The sequence below is a fragment of the Pseudomonas sp. ACM7 genome (genome assembly GCF_004136015.1).
Taxonomy (GTDB): Bacteria; Pseudomonadota; Gammaproteobacteria; order Pseudomonadales; family Pseudomonadaceae; genus Aquipseudomonas; species Aquipseudomonas frigoris.
Genome location: NZ_CP024866.1, coordinates 6292620 through 6309431 on the forward strand (window position 1 = coordinate 6292620; position 16812 = coordinate 6309431).

The window sequence follows — 16812 nt, forward strand, 5'->3', positions numbered from 1 at the left end:
AATGTGGGAGCTTGGTCCCACAGTAGATGGTTGTTGAACACGAAATTTGTGTACTACTTGGCCACACCCCACTCACCACAGGCCCTCAATGAACCTGAACGTTGTCTACGCCCTTGGCGCTGCCGCTCTTTTTGGCGCGAGTACGCCATTGGCCAAGTTGCTGGGCCTGAACCTTTCGCCGATCCTTTTGGCCGGGTTGTTGTACCTGGGCAGCGGCCTGGGCCTGACGCTCGTCAGACTGTTGCGCGACCGGGGCTGGCAGCCCAGCGGCCTGAAATCGTCGGAGTGGCCCTGGCTGATCGGTGCCATCGCTTTTGGCGGCGTGCTCGGGCCGGTGGCGCTGATGTTCGGTTTGACCCTGACCTCCGGCGCCACGGCCTCGCTGATGCTCAACCTCGAATCGGTATTGACCGCCGTGCTGGCCTGGGTGGTATTCAAGGAGAACGCTGACCGACGCATCGTCGCCGGAATGCTGGCAATCGTCGCCGGTGGCTTACTACTGGCCTGGCCCCAGAACCCAGCGCAGTCACAGGGCTGGATCGGACCGTTGGCGGTAGCGCTGGCCTGCGTCTGCTGGGCGATCGACAACAACCTGACGCGCAAGGTGTCGGCCTCGGATGCGCTGTTTATTGCCGGCATCAAGGGGTTGGTCGCCGGGGCGGTGAACTGTTCTCTGGCGCTGTTGCTCGGCGCAACACTGCCACACATGACGGTGCTGGGGCCGACGTTGATCGTTGGTTTCCTGGGGTATGGCATCAGCCTGGTGTTGTTCGTTCTGGCGCTCCGAGGCCTGGGCACTGCACGTACCGGCGCCTACTTTTCCACGGCACCTTTCCTCGGCGCGGCAATCGCCATCTTGCTGCTGGGTGAACCCGTCACGCTGACGTTTTGGGCCGCTTCACTGTTGATGGGCCTTGGGGTATGGATTCACCTCAAGGAAAATCATGCCCATGAGCATCAACATGAGGCGCTCAAGCATGGTCATCGCCACGTGCATGACGAGCACCATCAACATGAACATTCGTTCCAGTGGGACGGTACCGAGCCCCACAGTCACGAACATCAACACACGCCGCTGCGCCACAGCCATCCGCATTTTCCGGACATCCATCACCGACATAAGCATTAAACAATCCTCATGACGAATGACTGGAATTCTCTGTCGATTTTCCGGTGGAGGCGTTGGGCGACGCGTCTTATGCTCACCTCATGAACCTACAAAACGCTTTGCTTCCGCCCCACGCCGAGATGGTTCGCGCCATGCTCGAACGAGACACCGCCTACGAGGGGGTGTTCTTTACCGCGGTCAAAACCACTGGCATCTTCTGTCGCCCCAGTTGCACGGCGCGCAAGCCGAAACCGGAGAACGTCGAGTTCTTCGCCCATGCCGATGAGTGCATGTCCGCGGGCTATCGCGCCTGTCTGCGCTGCAAACCACTGGACGCGGCGGCCATCGCACCGGACTGGGTGCAGAAGCTGCTCAAATCGGTGGACGCCGACGCCGAGCAGCGCTGGACCGATGCCCAGTTGCTGGCCGAAGGCATCGAACCGTTGAAACTGCGCCGCTGGTTCAAGCAGCATTTCGGCATGACCTTTCACGCCTGGCTGCGCACCCGACGCCTGGGCATGGCGTTGGGCGGGATCAAACAGGGCGACTCCATCGACAACGCGGCGTTTGATTCGGGCTACGAATCCCTGAGCGGGTTTCGCGATGCGTTTCAAAAGTCCTTCAACATCACGCCCGGCCGCGCCGCCAACAGCGAGCCACTGCTGTTCACTCGCCTGACCACACCGCTGGGGCCGATGATCGCCATGGCCGAACGACGCGGGCTGGTGCTGCTGGAGTTTCTTGATCGGCCAGCGCTGACCAAGGAAGTCGAAGAATTGCAGAATCGATACGGTTATGCGGTCGCGCCAGGACATAACGCGCATTTGCAGCAGATTGAAGTCGAACTGACGCAGTATTTCGCCGGCAAACTCACTGACTTCAACGTTCCACTACACTTGCCTGGCAGCGATTTCGCCCGACAGGTCTGGGCCGAACTGGCGAAGATCCCGTACGGCCAGACCAGCACCTACGGCGCCATTGCGGCGTTATTGGGCAAGCCCGGTGCCAGTCGCGCCGTGGGCCTGGCCAACGGGCATAACCGTCTTTCGATTGTCGTGCCCTGTCACCGGGTGATCGGCGCAGACGGCTCGCTGACCGGCTATGGTGGAGGACAACCGCGCAAGGCGTTCTTGCTAAGGCTGGAAAAAGCGGCGGTGCAGATCACGCAACAACTCGTATTCTGATCATTTACAGGTTTCTCAAATAGTCATAAGGAAGGACATTCGATGGACACGCTCGACAACCAATTTCACCAGTTGCACCAGGACGGCCTGCTGATTCTCACCAACGTCGCCGATGCCGCCGGCGCGCGAATCGTGGAGCAACTGGGCAGCAAAGCCGTAGCCACCAGCAGCGCGGCGGTGGCCTGGGCTCACGGTTATCCGGACGGCAACGCCCTGCCCCTTGAGCGCCTGATTTCAACGGTCGAGTCCATCGCCCGGGTGATCTCGGTGCCGCTGACCGTGGACATCGAGGCCGGTTATTCCGATGACCTGACGCGGGTGGCCGACCTCATCGATGCGGTGATTGCCGCCGGGGCCGTCGGGATCAATATCGAGGACGGTGCGTCCCCGCCCGAGCTGCTGGTGCGCAAGATCGAAATCGCTCGGCAGGTTGCCAGTCGCCGAAATGTGAAGCTGTTCATCAACGCCCGGACTGATGTGTACCTCAAGAGCCTGGTGCCCGCCGAAGATCGCGTGGCAGAGACGCTCAGGCGCGCCGCGTTGTATCAGGCGGCCGGTGCCGATGGTTTGTTCGCGGCTGGCGTCACGGCTGAGTACGAAATCGCTGCGCTGTGCCAGGGCACCACGCTGCCGGTGAACGTGCTCGGGCTCCCCGGACTGCCATCGCCTGATGAGCTGAAAGCGCTCGGCGTAAGCCGTTTGAGCGCGGGTTCCCGCATCGCCGAGTTTCTTTATGGCGCCATGAGCGCACTGGCCAAGAGCTTTCTGGAAACAGGGACACTCGACAGCCGTGATCTGAAGGCCTTCACCTATGGCGAAGTGAACGCCCTGTTGGCACCGTCCGGGAAAGCTTGACCCCATGCCCGACGCCTATCTGCCCGCCACCGAGTTTCTATCGTCCATCGATGAGGACTGGCGCCGCCACATCGCCGCCATCGGCCCTTGCCTGCATCAGCCCCATGCGGCTCGCGATCCTTATGAGTCGCTGGTGCGGGCGATTGCCTACCAGCAACTGCATGCGAAGGCCGGGGATGCGATTGTCGGTCGGTTGCTGGCGTTGTTTGGGACGGGCGCGTTCCCGAGGCCTGAACAGATTCTGGCGACCGACTTCGATCAACTGCGCAGTTGCGGCTTTTCCGCCAGCAAGATCGCGACCATTCAGGGCATTGCCCAAGCGGCGCTGGACGGTGTGGTGCCGGATTACGCCACGGCACTGGCCATGGATGATGAGGCGCTGATCGAGCGGTTGATTACGCTACGTGGGGTTGGGCGCTGGACGGTTGAGATGTTGCTGATTTACAGCCTGGAACGGCCGGATATCTTGCCCGCCGATGATTTCGGGGTGCGTGAGGGATATCGGCGGATGAAGGGGTTGGAGGCGCAGCCCAATCGCAAGCAGATGATTGAGATCGGGTTGGCGTGGAGTCCATACCGGACGGTGGCGTCCTGGTATTTGTGGCGGATGACTGGCAAGTAGACCGCGTTATCGTTCTTCGCGGGCAAGTCGAATCGTCGCACCGCCGCTCCCACAAGGTTCTTTGTGTACGCAACATCTGTGCTCGACGCATAACCTGTGGGAGCGGGCTTGCTCGCGAAGGCGTCAGCACATTCAACACATCATCCAAGGCCAGTCATAACCCCGACTTCAACCGACTAAACGCCCGAATCAAAGCCCGATTGAACGCCTTGCCATTGTCATTCTTGCTATACAACGAAGCCCTCACCTCAGCCGACGGATACGTCCCCGGGTCATTGCGAATCGCCGGATCAATCAAGCCGTCCGCCGCCGTAATCGCGTTGGCGTAGTGGATGGCGTCAGTGATCGGCGCAATCACCTCCGGCGTCATCAGATAATCCATCAACGCCAGCCCCGCTTGCGGGTGCGGCGCATCCTTGGGAATGACCATCGCGTCGAACCAGATCAACGTGCCCTCCTTCGGAATCCGATAACTCAGCGTGAACGGCTTGTTCGCAGCCTCGGCCTGTCCCGCGGCGATGGCCACATTGCCGTTCCACGACATCGCGACGCAGGTGTTGCCATTGGCGAGGTCGCTGATGTTCAGGTCATTGTCGAAGTAGCGGATGTATGGCCGAATCTTCGCCAGTTGCTGTTCAGCCCGTTTCAGGTCATCGAGGTTCTGACGGTTGATGTCCAGCCCCATGTACTTCATGACCGCGGCGAAAACCTCGTTGGGATCGTTGAGCAAACTCACCCCGCAATCGGCAAATTTCGACACCACCGCCGGGTCGAACAGCATCGCCCAACTGTCCCGTGGAGCGTCGGGCAGGCGCTTCTTGATTGCCTCTTCCTGATAGCCGATGCCGGTGGTGCCCCAAGCGTAGATCCCGGCGTAGCGATTACCCGGATCGAACGCCGCCATGTGCTGGCGGAACTCATCACCCACACCGGCAAAATGCGGCAGCTGTTGCGGATTCAGGGCTTGAATCGCACCGCTCTGGATCGCCCGGGACAAATGCTGGCCGGCGGTCAGCACCAGGTCGTAGCCGCTGCGGCCGGTGAGCAGTTTGGTCTCGACGGTTTCCAGGGAGTCGAAGTGGTCGGCCACCACGTGGATGCCGGTTTTCTTCTCGAAATTGGTCAGAGTGTCCGGGGCCAGGTACTCGCCCCAGATGTACAGATTGACCACCGGTTTGGCGGTGTCGGCAGCCTGCACACACAGGGGTGCAAGCACCAGCAATAACGCGTGAGTCAGTTTGTGCAGGCCCATTTTTCAAACTCCCTTTTTGTTGCAGGCACTGCCTGCGTACTGCGGCATGGTGATGCACGCGACGTTCCCGCCGCCGAGGAGGATTTCCCGGGAGTTTTCGATACCGACGATTGTGTGTTGCGGGAACAGTTCGGCGAGGGTCGCTTGCGCCGCCTGATCATGGCGATCGCCAAACAGCGGCACCACGATCGAGGAATTGCCGGCGTAATAGTTGATATACGACGCGCAGATTTTCGTCCCGGCCTGACGGGTGTGCGTGCTGTCTTGCTGATCCAGGCCTTCGGCTTCTTCAGCGGTCCATTCCAGCACATCCGGTTGCGGCAGCTTGTGCACTTTCAGCTCGCGGCCACGGCTGTCGCGGGTGCTGCGCAGAATGTCGTAGGCCTCCTGGTAGATTTCCCATTGCGGATCATCGCGATTATCGGTCCATTGCAGCACCACTTCACCGGGGCGCACGAAGCAGGCGAGATCGTCGACATGGCCGTCGGTTTCGTCGAATTTGCAGCCCCGTGGCAGCCAGATGATTTGCTCGGCGCCGAGGTAATCGGTCAATCGCCGGGTGACTTCGTCCTTGCCCAGGTGCTGGTTGCGATTGCGGTTGAGCAGGCATTGTTCGGTGGTGAGAATGCTGCCCTGGCCGTCACTCTGGATACCGCCCAGCTCGGCAATCAGCGGCGCGCGGTAGCGGTCGAACCATTCAATTTCGAGGATTTTGCTGGCGATCTGGTCGTCCTTGTCCCACGGGTAATACAAGCCGCCATCGAGGCCGCCGTATGCGTTGAACTCGAAGTCCACGCCGCGCACCTCACCGCTGTCGTCGTTGACCACAAAGCATGGGCCACTGTCCCGAAACCAGGTGTCGTTGCAGGTCATTTCCACCACCCGCACTTGAGGTGGCAATTGGCGGCGAGCGGTGGCGAACTGCGCGGCGGACGCGCACACGGTGACCGGTTCGCTCCGGGAGATGGCAGTGACGATCTGCACCCAGACTTTCTGCGCAGGCTTGGCACCATTGCGCCAGACATCGGTGCGCTCCGGCCAGCCGAGCCAGCAACCGGACTTGGTTTCGAATTCGCCAGGCAAACGGAAACCATCGAGTTTGGGGGTGGAGTCGAGCAAACGTGCCATGGTCAAACCTCATCAGCGGGGATTGGAATAACCACAGGCTACGGTCGCGGGCGCCCTCCTCGCCAACGAGGATTATTTCGGAATACTTGAATTCAATTCATCAATCGATCAGCTGATCGTTGAACCATTCCAGCATCTGCGCCACTGCCGGGCGCTCCAGCCGCACCCGCTCACACACCAGCGCATATTGGCCGAGTGCAGTCATGCTCGAGGTGAACGGCCGGACCAGACGACCACTTTGCAAATCCTCCTGCGCGGTCAAGTTATCGCCCATGGCCACGCCCTGCCCTTGGGCCGCTGCTTCCAGCGCCAAACCGGCGTGGGCGAAATACAGCTGCCGTTCCGGGCGCTGATCACCGGCATGGCTGGTGAGCCACGCGGTCCAGGTCTTGCCGTCTTGATCGTCGTGCAGCAGGCAGTGACGCGCCAGATCCTTCGGGGTTTTCAACGTGCCCTGGTTGAACAGTCCGGGGCTGCACACCGGGAAGAACTGCAACGCCGGCAACGGCCGGACGAAGTACGCGCTGCTGTCCACCGGGCCGGTGCCGTAAGTGATCGCAAGGTCGATGTCTTCGCCCGGCGCCGTGGCGTCGATCGGTTGTTCATAGAGGTGCAAAGTGATGTGCGGATAGCGCGCGTAAAAATCCGCCAGGCGACTCATCAACCACTTTTGCGCCAGCTCGGCAGTGACCGCCAGGCGCAACACCGCCAGCGATGACGGGTCACGCAGTTCATCACAGGCATCGCCGATCAGTTCGAAGGCCTGCTGCAGGCTTTGCATCAGGCGCCCGGCGGCCATCGTCGGGCGAATCTGCCGGCCTTCACGGATGAACAACGTCACGCCCAATTGCTCTTCGAGCTGTCGAATCTGATGGCTGACCGCGCTGTCGGTGACGCACAACTCCGCCGCTGCCCGGCCGAAATGGGCGTGACGGGCGGCGCATTCGAAGGTTCTGAGTGCTGCTAAAGAAGGCAGTCGTCGCATGAGTTTCAGCCCCAGTGATGAAGGCGCTCATGCTGCCTTGGTCATTTGCGGGCGTCCAGCGGGACCGCGTTATCGTTCATCGCGAGCAAGCTCGCTCCCACATTTGATCTAAGTCGTTCACAGAGTTTGTGTTCACAGGAGATCCCCTGTGGGAGCGAGCTTGCTCGCGATGAGGCCAGCACATTCACCACAAATCCAACGCCCCATCACCCTCCCTTATCCACCATGACTTCCCCCCAAACCCGGCGCATGTTGAATCTCTCAATCGGAGGGATTCGCCATGCTCAACACACTCAAACAGATCAACTCAACCTCAGCCTTTAACCGCTGGGCCGGTTTCGAAGTCACTCGCGCCGAGAGCGGCGAAGCCGAGCTCACCATGGCTTTTCGCGAGAGCGATATGGCGCAGTACGCAGGCTTCCTGCACGCCGGACTGATCGGCGCGCTGCTCGACACAGCCTGCGGATTCGCAGCCGGAACGGTCGCCGGCAACGTGCTAGCATCGCATTTTTCAGTGAGCTGCCTGGCACCCGCCATCGGCGAAGTGTTCATCGCTCGGGGTCAGGTGGTGAAGGCTGGCAAGAAGCAGGTGTTTGCCCGCGCCGAGTTGTTTGCGCAAACCGGCGATCAACTGAAACTGGTGGCGACCGGCGATGCGATTCTCGTACCGGTCGAGGGGCGCTGAAGGTCTAGGCTGTCTTGGGTAAGTTCCAGACCCGTCGGAGGTTCCCATGCAGCTCGAAGGTTCCTGCCATTGCGGCGCAGTGTCGTTCAGTTTGACCAGCGCCCACCCCTACCCGTATCAACGTTGCTACTGCTCGATCTGCCGCAAGACCCAGGGCGGTGGCGGCTACTCGATCAACCTGGGTGGCGATGCCGGCAGCCTGAAGGTGCGCGGTCGCAAGCACATTGCGATTTATCACGCACGACTCAAGGAAGAAGGCGATAAACGCGCCCACAGCAGCACCGCCGAGCGGCACTTCTGTTCTCTGTGTGGCTCAGGCTTGTGGCTGTTCAGCCCGGACTGGCCGGAACTGATTCACCCGTTTGCCTCTGCCATCGACACCCCGCTGCCGGTGCCACCGGAGCACACGCACTTGATGCTCGGTTCCAAGGCGACGTGGGTGGCAGTCGAGGCGCATCCTGGGGATCAGCAGTTCGACATTTATCCCGAAGAGTCCATCGCCGAGTGGCATGAGCGCCTGGGTTTGAGCCGCTAAGCCGGTTCACAGTCTTTGACAGTTTCCCGACAAAGCTGTCAAAGATTGCTGGCCGGCAGCCGCCTAGCATGGGCGCATCCAAACTCCCTCGGGTGCTCCCATGTTTCGCTCGCTATGTCTGTCGTTGACTTCGCTTTGCCTGCTCATTCCCACTGACTCTTTGCGCGCTGAAGACTGGCGCTACACCTTGCGGGCCGGTGCAGCCAGCGTGCCCCGTTACAGCGGCAGTGACGAACGCGTGGTGGCGCCGCTGCTGGGCGGTGAAATCGTCAGCCCTTACGGATTCTTCCTGGACACTGAAAAGGGTCTGGGCTGGGCGTTTGACGAGAACGACTTCGGCCTCAGCGTGCACATCGGCGCCAGTGATGTGCGCAAGGATCGCAAGACCGGGTTCAAAGGTTCGGATGAGCTGAACGGCATGGGCTCGATCAAGTCGCGCCCGGCGCTGGGGCTCGACGGGACTTACCACATGGGGCCGATTATTCTCGGTGCGAGCTTTGAGCATGCATTGGAAAAAGACGATGACGATCATGACACCGGCTCGGCCTGGAACCGGTTGAAACTGAGCATCAGCGCGCCGTTTTATGAAGGTGACTATGGCAAGGTCGTGGGCAGCCTCAATAGCCAGTTTGGTGACAGTAATTACGTGCGCACCTGGTACGGCGTCAGCGATGCCCAAGCGTCGCGTAGTCGGTTCAGGGCTTATGACACGCAGGGCGGGCTGGTGAGTCGCGGGGCGGATTTGACTTGGACAGTGCCCGTCAATGATCAGTGGAGTGTTTCGACGGTGCTGGCGGTGCAGTATTTGGCGAATGATGCGGCGGACAGTCCGATTGTTGAGCGGCGGATGCAGACATCGTTGGCTGGGCAGGTGGCATACACCTTTTGACGATGCGGTGTTGCTGATGGCCCTATCGCGAGCAAGCTCGCTCCCACAGGGGAATGCATTTCAAATGTGGGAGCGAGCTTGCTCGCGATGGCGTCAGTTAGAACAACACAATTAATCCTGGTGTGCCCAGGTCATGCGAAATGACGCCCCGCCCCACGGCGAGTCTGCCACTTCCACTTGCCCGCCATGGGATTGCGACACCCGCCGCACCAGCGCCAGGCCCAGGCCGAAGCCGCCAGTGCGGCGGTCGCGGCTGGCGTCCAGGCGCGAGAACGGTTCGAAGATTTTCTCCCGCCCGTCCATCGGCACACCCGGCCCGTCGTCGTTGACCCGCACTTCGTAGTGATCACCGGAGCGCACCAACGACACTTCCACCCGCTCATCGGCATAACGAATGGCATTGCGCAGCAGGTTGATCACCGCCCGGGCCATGAAACGCGGCTCGATGCGGACCTCATCGACCTGACACTCGACAATCAGCAATTGCACGCCGGCGGCTTCGGCTTCCAGCGCGACGCTGCCGACCACGCTGTCGAGCCAACTGCTGGCCTGAATGTTTTCCCGAGTGATCACCGTGGCGCCGCGCTCGAGGCTGGCATAGGTGAGCAGTTCGGACACCATCTCTTCCAGTTCGCCGAGGTCGGCGTACATGTCAGCAATCAGTTCACGGTTCTGGGTTGGATCGGGTTGCTGCTTGAGCTGGTCAAGCTCGAACGACAGCCGGGCAATCGGCGTACGCAGTTCATGGGACACCGCGTTGGTCAGCTCGCGCTGATTGGCAATCAGGCCTTCGATGCGCGCCGCCATCAGGTTGAAGTGTTCGGCCAGGTCGCGGATGTTCGAGCGCTTGGAAAGCTGGATCCGCGACGACAGATCGTTATCGCCAAAACGCTCGGCCGCCAGACGCAGTTTTTCCAGATCGCGCCAGTGCGGCCGTACCCAGAAAAGCAACACGAAACCGATCATCACCGCGATCATCAGATAGGCCGCGGCAATGTAGAACGGCATCAGGCTCGGTTCGGCCGGCAGCTTGATGCTGAGCAGTTGCGAACCGTCGTCAATGCGCGAGATGAACTGCGTGTATTTGTCGCGAATCACCAGCAGGCCCTGGGCCAACTCGGCTTTCTCCTGCTCGGTCAGGGACAATTGATAGGTCTCGACCAGGGTCAGGCCCAAGCCGTAGTGGGGGCGCACCGCTTCCAGTTGTCGCTCCCGGGCCGAACCGTCCAGGCCGTGCAACTGCTCGGCCAGCGACCAGGCCTGGCCACGCACCGCCTCTCGGTTGTAGCTCTGCATCTGACCGTCGAGCAGCGCATCGAACGTGCGCTCGACGGTTTGCAGCCCCAGCACCAGGCCCACCGTCATCACCAGAAACAACCCCAAAAATAACCGCAGCATTTACAACTCCCACGCAAACGGATTGAACAGGTAACCCTTGCCCCAGACGGTCTTGATGCACACCGGTTCTCGAGGGTTGTCCTTGAGCTTGCCTCGGAGCTTGCTGATGTAGACGTCAACGCTGCGGTTGAGACCGTCGAAGGCAATACCGCGCATGCGGTTGAGGATGTCGTCGCGGGACAGAATCTTGCCGGCGGCGCTGGCCAGCAACCACAGCAGTTCGAACTCCATGGTGGTGAGTTCGATGCCCTCACCCGCCAGCCGCACTTCCCGGCAGCTACGGTCGATGCTCAGATGGCCGAATTCCAGCGCGCTGCACACGCCACTGTCTGGCGTCTGGCGGCGTTGCAAGGCGCGTAACCGGGCCAGCAGAACCGGCGGTTTGATCGGTTTGATCACGTAGTCATCGGCGCCGGATTCCAGCCCGAGAATGTGATCAAGGTCATCTTCCTTGGCGGTAAGAATGACGATCGGCGTGTCGGATACGCTGCGGATCTCGCGGCACACGTGCAGACCGCTCTGGCCCGGCAGCATCAGGTCGAGCACGACGACTTTCGGTTTGAATTCGAGGAACGCGGCCAATGCGAGGTCGCCGCGATGCACCTGCAGCACCTCAAAACCGTGTTGGGACAGGAAATGCGCGATCAGCCCGGAGAGCTTTTCGTCGTCTTCCACCAGCAGTACTTTGCCAAAACCCAGGTTATCCATAACGCCCGTCTGCCAACCCTTGTGTGAAGTGGCCGGCATTATGGCGTCAAACGGTGACCGGACGGTTATCGCAGGCAGCAAAAACCGGCCACGGGGGCCGGTTTTCGGAGATGTTTCATTCTTTTAAGAGTTTTTAACAATTCAGACGTAAAAGATCGCAGCCTCGTTTCACTCGACAGCTCCTACAGGAAATGCACTCCAATGTAGGAGCTGTCGAGTGAAACGAGGCTGCGATCTTTTGATCTTCACGCCGCGGTTGGCACACCGCTGTGGAAACGAAACTCCACATCCGGCGACTCGATCAGCTCCTGCTCGGCGGCGCGGACCTTGTCGATCACCTGGGCGATGTCCTTGGCGTCACCGTACTGGTAGGCCAGTTTCAGGTAACCCTGGAAATGCCGGGCCTCGCTTTTCAGCAGGCCAAAGTAGAACTTGCCCAGCTCTTCGTCCAGATGCGGCACCAGCGCTTCAAAACGCTCGCAGCTACGCGCTTCGATAAAGGCGCCGACCACCAGGGTGTCCACCAGTTTGACCGGCTCGTGGCTACGCACCACTTTGCGCAGGCCCGAGGCGTAGCGCCCGGCAGACAGCTGACGCAGCTCGATCTTGCGCTTTTTCATCAGGCGCATGACCTGTTCGTGGTGCACCAGTTCTTCCCGGGCCAGACGCGACATCAGGTTGATCAGATCGACGTGGGAGTGATACTTGGCGATCAGGCTCAACGCGGTACTGGCGGCCTTGAATTCACAGCTTTTGTGATCGATCAGCAGGGTTTCCTGATCAGCCAGCGCGGCCTGAACCCAGCCATCGGGGGTGCGGCAGCCGAGGAACTCGTGAATTTCGGGAAGGATCATGGGGCTCACGGATAAGAGGTTCAAATCGAAGGGCGCCGATTATACCGGCCTGCCGGCAGACCACCAGTCGCGACCGTTGATATACATCAAGTCCCGAATGGCCGGGCAGCAACTATAGTTGTCCAACGCAGTATTTTTTACTTCATGGAGATCCCGATCATGCAAGCCATTCGCAGCATTCTGGTGGTCCTCGAACCTGAACACTCGGAAAGCCTGGCGCTCAAACGGGCCAAGCTGATTGCCGGCGTGACCCAGGCTCATCTGCATCTGCTGGTCTGCGACCGCAAGCATGACCACAGCGGCATGTTGGGTGTGCTCAAGGCCGCGCTGATCGAGGACGGCTACAGCGTCACCACCGAGCAGGCCTGGAACGAAAGCCTGCACGAAACCATTGTCGATGTGCAGCAAGCTGAAGGCTGCGGACTGGTGGTCAAGCAGCATTACCCCGACAGTCCGCTGAAAAAAGCCCTGCTGACCCCGGCGGACTGGAAACTGCTGCGTTACTGCCCGACGCCGGTGCTGCTGGTCAAAACCTCGAAACCCTGGACTGGCGGCGTCATTCTGGCGGCGATCGACGTCGGTAGTACCGATGGTGAACACCGCACCTTGCACTCTTGCATTGTCGATCACGGTTACGACATCGCCAGCCTGGCCAAGGCCCATTTGCACGTGGTCAGTGCCCATCCGTCGCCGATGCTGTCGGCGGCCGACCCGACGTTGCAACTCAGCGAAACCATCGAGGCGCGCTATCGCGAACAGTGCAAGGCGTTTCAGGCCGAGTTCGATATCGATGACGAGCACCTGCATATCGAGGAAGGTCCGGCGGATGTGTTGATTCCGTTCATAGTTCACAAGCTGCAGGCGGCGGTGACGGTGATTGGCACTGTCGCACGATCGGGTTTGTCAGGGGCGTTGATCGGGAATACGGCGGAGGTGGTACTGGATGCGGTGGAGAGCGATGTGCTGGTGCTGAAGCCGGATACGATCATGGATCATCTGGAGGAGATCGTGACCCAGCATTAAGCAAGATCAAAAGATCGCAGCCTTCGGCAGCTCCTACATGAATCGCATCCCTCTGTAGGAGCTGCCGAAGGCTGCGATCTTTGACTTTAAAAATCAGCCGCCGAAGGCATCCCTGAGAAAGCCAGGTGCAATGTAGCGCTGGTAATGCGCCTCGGAGAGTAAAAAGAACTCCCGATCAATGGCGTCTCGCAGTTCCGGCAGGTTCCAGTCGCGAAACTCTGGCATCAGCACCATTCCATACGCTTCAAGGTTGTTGATGACCCGCGCGCCCCGGGCGATCAACTGATAGGCCCAGCAATATTCCGACTGATGCGGCACAAAGCGGATCTTGCGCTGCTCCAGCTGCAGTCGAAGACGCTGTGGATCGAAAACTTCAAGCTTGCTGGCCATCACCTGGGACAGCAGCAGCTCAAGACGCAGCCACACCGCGCGTTTCTCCTCCTCGTTGTAACCATTCCAGTTGATCACTTCATGGTGGAAACGCTTGCAGCCACGGCACACCAAATCACCGTAAACAGTGGAGCAGAGGCCGACGCAGGGGGTCTTGATGGTCTGATTGGGCATAGGTTGGGAGAGCACGGGAAAGCAGAACAGGTCGGCATGTTAGCCCTTTGTCTAACATTGATCACCCCTCAATCTTGAGGGTCTAACTTACCTTTAATTTTTTTTTGCCGTAGAATCAGCCAGCCTTTTAAGGCGCCAATGTCCGTTAGAAGCTGTTTTCAAAGCGTCACGAGCACAGTCGTTCCTTCAGAGCGGTGTTGGCGAAGGGTTTTTCCAGCGGGGAAAAGCCCAACGCCAACCCTCATCAGCTCCCCGTTCTGCAGGCGTAAAACTTTGAAAGCAGCTTCTGTAAGGAATTGTCGGTAATTCTGGCTAAGTGGCCCACAACGCCACGCAGCGCATGAGTACGGCAATTTCGGGATGAGCGTCCCGGACACCCATTTGGGACCACTGATGAGGGTAATAACTGTGCTTGAAGCCTACCGCAAACATATCGAAGAGCGTGCAGCACTGGGTATCGTTCCCCAGCCGCTTAACGCCGAACAAACTGCAGGCCTGGTCGAGCTGCTGAAAAATCCCCCGGCTGGCGAAGAAGCCTTCCTCGTTGACCTGATCACCAATCGCATTCCGCCAGGTGTGGACGAAGCAGCCTATGTAAAGGCCGGTTTCCTGTCTGCCCTCGCTAAAGGCGAAGCAAAATCCCCTCTGATCGACAAGAAACGCGCTGTTGAACTGCTCGGCACCATGCAGGGCGGCTACAACATCGTGACTCTGGTTAATCTGCTGGACGACGCCGAACTGGCGCCAGTCGCTGCCGAAGAACTCAAGCACACCCTGCTGATGTTCGACGCTTTCCACGACGTCGCTGAAAAAGCCAAGAACGGCAACGTTCACGCCAAAGGCGTGCTGCAATCCTGGGCTGACGGCGAGTGGTTCAAAAACCGCCCTGTCCTGGCCGACAAGATCAGCCTGCGCGTGTTCAAGGTCACCGGCGAAACCAACACCGACGACCTGTCCCCTGCTCCGGACGCCTGGTCCCGCCCGGACATCCCGCTGCACGCCCTCGCCATGCTGAAAATGGCCCGTGAAGGCATCGTGCCTGACGCCCAGGGCGTCACCGGTCCGATGAAGCAGATCGAAGAAATGCGCGGTCAAGGCTTCCCGATCGCCTACGTCGGCGACGTGGTCGGTACCGGTTCTTCGCGTAAATCCGCCACCAACTCGGTGCTGTGGTTCTTCGGCGACGACGTTCCGTTCATCCCGAACAAGCGTGCTGGCGGTTTCTGCTTCGGCAACAAGATCGCTCCAATCTTCTACAACACCATGGAAGATGCTGGCGCACTGCCAATCGAATTCGACGTCACCAACATGCACATGGGCGACGTGATCGACCTGTACCCGCATGCTGGCAAAGTCTGCAAACACGGCACTGACGAAGTCCTGACCACCTTCGAAATGAAGACCCCGGTGCTGTTGGACGAAGTTCGTGCTGGCGGCCGTATCCCGTTGATCATCGGCCGCGGCCTGACCGACAAGGCCCGTGCCGAATTGGGCCTGGGCCCTACCGACCTGTTCAAACTGCCTGAAGCACCTGTCGACACCGGCAAGGGCTTCACCCTGGCACAGAAAATGGTCGGCAAGGCTTGTGGCCTGCCAGAAGGCAAAGGCGTTCGTCCAGGTACTTACTGCGAACCGAAAATGACCACCGTCGGCTCTCAGGACACCACCGGTCCGATGACCCGTGACGAACTGAAAGACCTGGCGTGCCTGGGCTTCTCGACCGATCTGGTGATGCAGTCCTTCTGCCACACCGCGGCTTACCCTAAGCCGATCGACGTGACCACCCACCACACCCTGCCAGACTTCATCATGACCCGCGGCGGCGTTTCCCTGCGTCCGGGCGACGGCATCATCCACAGCTGGCTGAACCGTATGCTGCTGCCGGACACCGTCGGTACCGGTGGTGACTCCCACACCCGTTTCCCGATGGGCATTTCGTTCCCGGCCGGTTCCGGTCTGGTAGCGTTTGCCGCAGCCACTGGCGTTATGCCGCTGGACATGCCGGAATCGATCCTGGTGCGTTTCAAAGGCAAAATGCAACCGGGCGTCACCCTGCGTGACCTGGTTCACGCCATTCCTTACTTCGCGATTCAGGCTGGCCTGCTGACCGTCGAGAAGAAAGGCAAGAAGAACGCCTTCTCCGGCCGCATCCTGGAAATCGAAGGCCTGGACAACCTGAGCATCGAGCAAGCTTTCGAGCTGTCCGACGCCTCGGCCGAACGTTCGGCTGCCGGTTGTACCATCAAGCTGTCGAAAGAGTCGATCACCGAGTACCTGAGCTCCAACGTCACCCTGCTGCGCTGGATGATCGGCGAAGGCTACGGCGATGCACGTACCCTGGAACGTCGCGCTCAAGCGATGGAAGCCTGGATCGCCAACCCTGAGTTGATGGTTGCCGATGCTGACGCCGAATACGCTGAAATCATCGAAATCGACCTGGCCGACATCAAAGAGCCTGTGCTCTGCGCGCCAAACGATCCGGACGACGCCCGTCTGCTGTCCAGCGTTGCTGGCGAGAAGATCGACGAAGTGTTCATCGGTTCGTGCATGACCAACATCGGTCACTTCCGCGCTGCCGGCAAGTTGCTGGAACAGGTCAAAGGTCAGCTTCCAACCCGTCTGTGGCTGTCGCCGCCGACCAAAATGGACGCTCACCAGCTGACCGAAGAAGGCTACTACGGCATCTACGGCAAGGCCGGCGCTCGCATGGAAATGCCGGGCTGCTCGCTGTGCATGGGTAACCAGGCACGTGTAGAGCCGAACTCGACTGTTGTGTCGACGTCGACCCGTAACTTCCCGAACCGTCTGGGTGACGGCGCGAACGTCTACCTGGCTTCGGCCGAGCTGGCGTCTGTTGCTTCCATCCTGGGTCGCCTGCCGACCGTCGAGGAGTACATGGAATACGCTGGCAAGATCGACAGCATGGCGGCCGATGTTTACCGCTACCTGTCCTTCGACCAGATCGCCGAGTTCCGTGAAGCTGCTGCGAACGCCAACATCCCGGTCGTTCAAGCCTAACGCT

General features: G+C 59.9%; 16 protein-coding genes. 9 read left to right on the forward strand and 7 right to left on the reverse strand.

What is annotated here, in order from left to right; genetic code table 11:
* Window positions 1-88: 88 nt before the first annotated feature.
* From CUN63_RS30045 to CUN63_RS30060, 4 genes are all read left to right on the forward strand, one after another.
* Window positions 89-1129, forward strand: a complete 1041-nt coding sequence (locus CUN63_RS30045) for a DMT family transporter (RefSeq protein WP_129444778.1) — start codon at window positions 89-91, stop codon at window positions 1127-1129.
* Window positions 1130-1209: 80 nt separating this feature from the next.
* Complete coding sequence (locus CUN63_RS30050) at window positions 1210-2292, forward strand: bifunctional transcriptional activator/DNA repair enzyme AdaA (RefSeq protein ID WP_129444779.1); 1083 nt, start codon at window positions 1210-1212, stop codon at window positions 2290-2292.
* A 42-nt stretch (window positions 2293-2334) separates the two neighbouring features.
* Complete coding sequence (locus CUN63_RS30055; protein WP_129444780.1) at window positions 2335-3147, forward strand: isocitrate lyase/phosphoenolpyruvate mutase family protein; 813 nt, start codon at window positions 2335-2337, stop codon at window positions 3145-3147.
* Window positions 3148-3151: 4 nt separating this feature from the next.
* The gene (locus CUN63_RS30060; RefSeq protein ID WP_129444781.1) at window positions 3152-3769 is read left to right on the forward strand and encodes a DNA-3-methyladenine glycosylase; all 618 of its coding nucleotides are present in this window, start codon (window positions 3152-3154) and stop codon (window positions 3767-3769) included.
* A 154-nt stretch (window positions 3770-3923) separates the two neighbouring features.
* Here CUN63_RS30060 and CUN63_RS30065 read toward each other — a convergent pair whose 3' ends face one another.
* From CUN63_RS30065 to CUN63_RS30075, 3 genes are all read right to left on the reverse strand, one after another.
* A complete protein-coding gene (locus CUN63_RS30065; protein ID WP_129444782.1) occupies window positions 3924-5021 on the reverse strand; it encodes an extracellular solute-binding protein in 1098 nt (365 codons plus the stop codon).
* A gap of 3 nt (window positions 5022-5024) precedes the next feature.
* Complete coding sequence (aguA, locus tag CUN63_RS30070) at window positions 5025-6149, reverse strand: agmatine deiminase (protein WP_129444783.1); 1125 nt, start codon at window positions 6147-6149, stop codon at window positions 5025-5027.
* A gap of 100 nt (window positions 6150-6249) precedes the next feature.
* Window positions 6250-7134, reverse strand: a complete 885-nt coding sequence (locus CUN63_RS30075) for a LysR substrate-binding domain-containing protein (protein ID WP_129444784.1) — start codon at window positions 7132-7134, stop codon at window positions 6250-6252.
* Between the two features lie 280 nt (window positions 7135-7414).
* Between CUN63_RS30075 and CUN63_RS30080 the strand changes: the two genes are divergently transcribed.
* The 3 genes from CUN63_RS30080 (at window position 7415) to CUN63_RS30090 (ending at window position 9243) form a co-directional block, all read left to right on the forward strand.
* Window positions 7415-7819 (forward strand): PaaI family thioesterase, encoded by a 405-nt coding sequence (locus CUN63_RS30080; protein WP_129444785.1) that lies wholly within the window; start codon window positions 7415-7417, stop codon window positions 7817-7819.
* Window positions 7820-7865: 46 nt separating this feature from the next.
* Complete coding sequence (locus tag CUN63_RS30085) at window positions 7866-8354, forward strand: GFA family protein (protein ID WP_129444786.1); 489 nt, start codon at window positions 7866-7868, stop codon at window positions 8352-8354.
* Between the two features lie 100 nt (window positions 8355-8454).
* Window positions 8455-9243 carry a MipA/OmpV family protein gene (locus CUN63_RS30090; RefSeq protein ID WP_129444787.1) on the forward strand — a complete coding sequence of 263 codons (789 nt, stop codon included), beginning with the start codon at window positions 8455-8457 and terminating at the stop codon, window positions 9241-9243.
* 111 nt (window positions 9244-9354) lie between these two features.
* Here the strand turns inward: CUN63_RS30090 and CUN63_RS30095 are convergent, their stop codons facing one another.
* The 3 genes from CUN63_RS30095 to CUN63_RS30105 form a co-directional block, all read right to left on the reverse strand.
* On the reverse strand, window positions 9355-10641 hold the full coding sequence (locus tag CUN63_RS30095; protein WP_129444788.1) for an ATP-binding protein: 1287 nt from the start codon (window positions 10639-10641) through the stop codon (window positions 9355-9357).
* Complete coding sequence (locus tag CUN63_RS30100; RefSeq protein WP_129445189.1) at window positions 10642-11349, reverse strand: winged helix-turn-helix domain-containing protein; 708 nt, start codon at window positions 11347-11349, stop codon at window positions 10642-10644.
* A 245-nt stretch (window positions 11350-11594) separates the two neighbouring features.
* Window positions 11595-12203 (reverse strand): tRNA-(ms[2]io[6]A)-hydroxylase, encoded by a 609-nt coding sequence (locus CUN63_RS30105; RefSeq protein ID WP_129444789.1) that lies wholly within the window; start codon window positions 12201-12203, stop codon window positions 11595-11597.
* A gap of 159 nt (window positions 12204-12362) precedes the next feature.
* On the opposite strand from CUN63_RS30105, the gene CUN63_RS30110 reads away from it, so the two are divergent.
* Window positions 12363-13226: a universal stress protein gene (locus CUN63_RS30110; RefSeq protein WP_129444790.1), complete on the forward strand. Its 864-nt coding sequence runs from the start codon at window positions 12363-12365 to the stop codon at window positions 13224-13226.
* Between the two features lie 93 nt (window positions 13227-13319).
* On the opposite strand, the gene CUN63_RS30115 is transcribed toward CUN63_RS30110, so the two are convergent.
* Window positions 13320-13790: a DUF1289 domain-containing protein gene (locus CUN63_RS30115; RefSeq protein WP_033054572.1), complete on the reverse strand. Its 471-nt coding sequence runs from the start codon at window positions 13788-13790 to the stop codon at window positions 13320-13322.
* 408 nt (window positions 13791-14198) lie between these two features.
* On the opposite strand from CUN63_RS30115, the gene acnB reads away from it, so the two are divergent.
* A complete protein-coding gene (gene acnB, locus CUN63_RS30120) occupies window positions 14199-16808 on the forward strand; it encodes a bifunctional aconitate hydratase 2/2-methylisocitrate dehydratase (protein WP_129445190.1) in 2610 nt (869 codons plus the stop codon).
* Window positions 16809-16812 lie beyond the last annotated feature (4 nt).

What these genes read in the sequence shown, in the direction of transcription:
- CUN63_RS30045 (WP_129444778.1), top strand. Translation starts at nt 89, where the DNA reads ATGAACCTGAACGTTGTCTACGCCCTTGGCGCTGCCGCTCTTTTTGGC.
- CUN63_RS30085 (WP_129444786.1), top strand. Translation starts at nt 7,866, where the DNA reads ATGCAGCTCGAAGGTTCCTGCCATTGCGGCGCAGTGTCGTTCAGTTTG.
- CUN63_RS30110 (WP_129444790.1), top strand. Translation starts at nt 12,363, where the DNA reads ATGCAAGCCATTCGCAGCATTCTGGTGGTCCTCGAACCTGAACACTCG.
- CUN63_RS30115 (WP_033054572.1), bottom strand. Translation starts at nt 13,790, where the DNA reads ATGCCCAATCAGACCATCAAGACCCCCTGCGTCGGCCTCTGCTCCACT.
- CUN63_RS30100 (WP_129445189.1), bottom strand. Translation starts at nt 11,349, where the DNA reads ATGGATAACCTGGGTTTTGGCAAAGTACTGCTGGTGGAAGACGACGAA.
- CUN63_RS30065 (WP_129444782.1), bottom strand. Translation starts at nt 5,021, where the DNA reads ATGGGCCTGCACAAACTGACTCACGCGTTATTGCTGGTGCTTGCACCC.
- CUN63_RS30075 (WP_129444784.1), bottom strand. Translation starts at nt 7,134, where the DNA reads ATGCGACGACTGCCTTCTTTAGCAGCACTCAGAACCTTCGAATGCGCC.
- CUN63_RS30105 (WP_129444789.1), bottom strand. Translation starts at nt 12,203, where the DNA reads ATGATCCTTCCCGAAATTCACGAGTTCCTCGGCTGCCGCACCCCCGAT.
- CUN63_RS30060 (WP_129444781.1), top strand. Translation starts at nt 3,152, where the DNA reads ATGCCCGACGCCTATCTGCCCGCCACCGAGTTTCTATCGTCCATCGAT.
- CUN63_RS30080 (WP_129444785.1), top strand. Translation starts at nt 7,415, where the DNA reads ATGCTCAACACACTCAAACAGATCAACTCAACCTCAGCCTTTAACCGC.
- aguA (WP_129444783.1), bottom strand. Translation starts at nt 6,149, where the DNA reads ATGGCACGTTTGCTCGACTCCACCCCCAAACTCGATGGTTTCCGTTTG.
- CUN63_RS30050 (WP_129444779.1), top strand. Translation starts at nt 1,210, where the DNA reads ATGAACCTACAAAACGCTTTGCTTCCGCCCCACGCCGAGATGGTTCGC.
- CUN63_RS30055 (WP_129444780.1), top strand. Translation starts at nt 2,335, where the DNA reads ATGGACACGCTCGACAACCAATTTCACCAGTTGCACCAGGACGGCCTG.
- CUN63_RS30095 (WP_129444788.1), bottom strand. Translation starts at nt 10,641, where the DNA reads ATGCTGCGGTTATTTTTGGGGTTGTTTCTGGTGATGACGGTGGGCCTG.
- CUN63_RS30090 (WP_129444787.1), top strand. Translation starts at nt 8,455, where the DNA reads ATGTTTCGCTCGCTATGTCTGTCGTTGACTTCGCTTTGCCTGCTCATT.